This is a genomic window from Streptococcus sp. HMSC074B11, assembly GCF_001808705.1.
Taxonomy (GTDB): domain Bacteria; phylum Bacillota; class Bacilli; order Lactobacillales; family Streptococcaceae; genus Streptococcus.
Genome location: NZ_KV794249.1, coordinates 1 through 821 on the forward strand (window position 1 = coordinate 1; position 821 = coordinate 821).

Annotated in this window: 3 protein-coding genes; all 3 read left to right on the top strand. The window is 33.6% G+C overall.

Features of this window, described 5'->3' with window-relative positions:
• Positions 1-75: 75 nt before the first annotated feature.
• Positions 76-237 (top strand): hypothetical protein, encoded by a 162-nt coding sequence (locus HMPREF2619_RS11335; protein WP_186821477.1) that lies wholly within the window; start codon positions 76-78, stop codon positions 235-237.
• A gap of 8 nt (positions 238-245) precedes the next feature.
• On the top strand, positions 246-449 hold the full coding sequence (locus HMPREF2619_RS11555; protein WP_000878299.1) for a hypothetical protein: 204 nt from the start codon (positions 246-248) through the stop codon (positions 447-449).
• Between the two features lie 15 nt (positions 450-464).
• Positions 465-821 (top strand): hypothetical protein (locus HMPREF2619_RS02200; protein WP_070458719.1); only part of this gene is annotated, 357 nt, incomplete at its 3' end.

The window sequence follows — 821 nt, forward strand, 5'->3', positions numbered from 1 at the left end:
CAGACTGCCTTACATTTATATCTACGATTATTACAAGGATATACATGTACATAAAATAACCTATGGAGGAATGATATGATTTTAGTTACAGTTGGATTATTTAGCCTTATATTTATTGGAGGAGTTTTATTAATTCTCTCACTTATAGGGATTCGTCAACGAGTTCGTTTAGAAAACGGATATGATTTTGAATTAGAGACAGATCTATTGGCAATGGTTGGCGAAAATAGAAAGTGAGAAGAAGAATGAAGTATGTAATTTTCAGTTTTGAATTAGGTGACTATATTTGTAATGGGGAGAATAAAGTTTTAGTTTTTGATACTTTGGGACTAGCATTTCAGTATCTTCAAAAACATTATCGAAAGCCACTTCCTGAACAAAGAAAAAAGAGATTGATTCACTATCCAGATGTGTATCAAGCTCCGTTTAGACTTCTAAAAGTTTGTTAGGAAGGAGACAGATCGATGTCAGAGTTATTCAAAATTATCCGTGGATACTACCTAACAGGAGTCGGACAAGAACCATTGGCTTATTATTTTAAACTTTCATCGGATAACTTAAAATTTGAGTCTGTTTCTGCAGGGGATGTGGCTTTAACTTTTTATCAAAACGAGGAGAGTATTACTAGCATTCCAGCGATTGTTAGAGTAGATAGTGTTATCTCGAATGATAAAATGATTTCAGATTACCTGCAGGAGGAGTTGAGAGATCATTATCCAATGTTGCCACTTGTCCGTGTATTAGACTCAGAAGAATTTGATCCTTTACTCTTTCAAGAAGTGATGACAACTTTCACTAACTTGAAATCAGAAATAAAAGAA

What these genes read in the sequence shown, in the direction of transcription:
- HMPREF2619_RS11335 (WP_186821477.1), top strand. Translation starts at nt 76, where the DNA reads ATGATTTTAGTTACAGTTGGATTATTTAGCCTTATATTTATTGGAGGA.
- HMPREF2619_RS11555 (WP_000878299.1), top strand. Translation starts at nt 246, where the DNA reads ATGAAGTATGTAATTTTCAGTTTTGAATTAGGTGACTATATTTGTAAT.